Genomic DNA, 2328 nt, shown 5'->3' with positions numbered 1-2328 from the left:
CGCGGCGTGCCCGCTCGGGCACCGGCCGTCCGCTCGGGCACCGGCCGTGCCGGCGCCTGCGGCCGGACGGGCGCCGCCCCGGCCGACCGCGCCGGCGGCCGGGCGAGCGAGCGGTGCACGACCTCCCGCGACGGCTTGCCCATGAGCAGCACGACGAAGATCCCGACGAATGCCCCGGCGGTGACCCCGAGCCACAGGTGCCCGGACGACCCGGCGGGCGCCTGCGCCGTCAGCACGGTGAGCGCGAGCAGCGGGATCCAGAAGAACTTGGCGGGCCAACGCGGGCCGCGGCGCAGGGCCAGCCGGGCCTGCGCTCCGACGAACAGGGTGGCGACCAGCGGGAACCCGGCGAGCAGCACCACCGCGAGCCCGAAGGCGACCGGGTCGGCCGGGTCGAACGCCTCCGCCACGCTGTAGCCGCCGAGGTAGCTCGCCTGCGAGCCGGCCACGCAGACGGACTCCCCGAGGTCCGACAGCTGGCCCGAGGTGAGCCCCTGCACGTCGCCACCGTTGGCGGCCACGGCGAACATCCGCCCCGTGACGGTGAAGGCGAGCAGCGGCAGCAGCCCGGCCGTCAACACGCCGGTGCCGGCGAGCACCATCGCCTCCGGCGCGCCGTACCTGGAACCGATCCGCTTGCGCAGCAGCGCCACCGTGACGGCGCCGACGGTGGGCAACAGCCCGACCGCGATGCCGAGCGCCGACACCGCCCACGGCCACCCGCCCGGGCAGACCGCGGGGGCGAACCCGCGCAGCCCCGCGATCAGCTGAGCGAACAGCGCGGTCAGGCCCTCCACGCCGTGCTCCCCCTTCGCCGTGCCCCGTTCCCGGGACCACCGTTCCCCCGGACCACCACTATGGCACCACCGCCGTCAGATCACCGCGGTGACCGCGTCCTTCGCCGCGTGCAGTTGCGCGAGGTCGCCGAACCCGGCCAGCGCGAGGGTGAGGTCGAGCTCGGCGAGCACGCTGCGCACCACGTGCCGCACGCCGTCCTGCCCGCCCAGCGCGAGCCCGTAGGCGTAGGGCCTGCCCAGCAGCACCGCGTCGGCACCCAGCGCGAGGGCCACGGCCGCGTCCGCACCCGTGCGGATCCCGGAGTCGAACAGCACGGGGACCCGCCCGTCGACGGCGGCCACCACCCCCGGCAGCGCGGTCAGCGCCCCGATCGCCCGGTCGACCTGCCGGCCGCCGTGGTTGGACACGACGATGCCGTCCATCCCCGCGTCGAGGGCGGCCATCGCGTCGTCCACGTGCTGGATCCCCTTGAGCACGATCGGGCCCGTCCAGTGCTCGCGGATCAGGTCGAGCCGGTCCCAGCGCAGCGCCGTGCCGGTGAACATCGGCACCCACCGCCCCACGGCGGCCATCAGGTCCTCCTCCGGCGGGCTCGCCAGCCCGGCCCGGAACGCCGGGTCGGAGAACGGGATCGCGGTGCCGACTCCACGCAGGAACGGCAGGTAGGCGGTGTCGAGGTCGAGCGGCCGCCAGCCGAGCGTCCACGTGTCGAGCGTGACGACCAGCGTGGTGTAGCCCGCCGCGCGGGCCCGCTCCAGCAGGCTGACCGTGACGGCGTCCTCGGTGGGCCAGTACAGCTGGAACCAGCGCTGCCCCTCCCCCGAGGCCTCGGCCACCTCCTCGATCGTGTGCGACGCCGCGGTGGAGAGCACCATCGGCACCCCCAGCTCGGCCGCCGCGCGGGCCACGGCGAGCTCGCCGTCGTCGTGCAGGATCGACAGCACCCCGATCGGGGCCAGCAGCACCGGCGCGGGCGCGGGCGTGCCGAGCACCGTGGTGGACCAGTCGCGCCGCGTCGTGTCGCGCAGCATCCGGGGGACGAGCCCGAAACGGTCGAAGGCGGCCCGGTTGGCGCGCATGGTGGCGCCGGACCCCGCCCCGCCCGCCACGTAGCCGAACGGGCCGTCGGCCAGGACGGCCCGGGCGGCGTCCTCGAGCCGGGCCGGGTCGGTGGGGTGCTCGGGGACCTCGCCTGCCAGGCCGCGCAGGTAGATCTCGGCACCGTAGGCGGAGAACGGGACGGTCATGGTGGGCAACCTAGCGACCCGCACCGACAGCGGCCCCCGTGCAACCGGACCCGGCTCCCGATCCGTCCTGTGCGCAGCAGCCCGACCGGACGGAGAACTCGTCATGACGCGATCCCTGACCGCGGCACTCGCCGCATTCGCGGTACTCACCCTCGCCGGGTGCGCCGGCACTGCTGCGGCCGCCGCCCCCGCCGCCCCCGGCGTCGCCGACGTCCCCGCCGTCACGTCCCGCGGCGTCGGGACCGTGACGGCGGCCCCCGACATCGTCACCGTTGCCCTCCGC

The 2328-nt window shown here is 76.1% G+C and carries 2 protein-coding genes and 1 pseudogene; 1 reads left to right on the top strand and 2 read right to left on the bottom strand.

Annotation, left to right across the window (positions count from 1 at the left end; genetic code table 11):
• Positions 1–797, bottom strand: a pseudogene (locus KME75_RS40990) (hypothetical protein); the annotation flags it as partial.
• 75 nt (positions 798–872) lie between these two features.
• Entirely contained in the window at positions 873–2045 is a 1173-nt protein-coding gene (locus KME75_RS40985; protein ID WP_219420373.1) for a lactate 2-monooxygenase, read from the bottom strand.
• 103 nt (positions 2046–2148) lie between these two features.
• Here KME75_RS40985 and KME75_RS40980 point away from each other — a divergent pair.
• Positions 2149–2328: hypothetical protein (locus KME75_RS40980; RefSeq protein WP_219420372.1), on the top strand; the 180-nt coding region annotated here is incomplete at its 3' end.

Source organism: Pseudonocardia nigra (assembly GCF_019396355.1).
GTDB lineage: Bacteria > Actinomycetota > Actinomycetes > Mycobacteriales > Pseudonocardiaceae > Pseudonocardia > Pseudonocardia nigra.
This window is presented reverse-complemented; position numbering and strand designations above follow the sequence as displayed.

Coding starts and splice junctions, on each gene's coding strand:
- KME75_RS40985 (WP_219420373.1), bottom strand. CDS start 2,045: ATGACCGTCCCGTTCTCCGCCTACGGTGCCGAGATCTACCTGCGCGGC.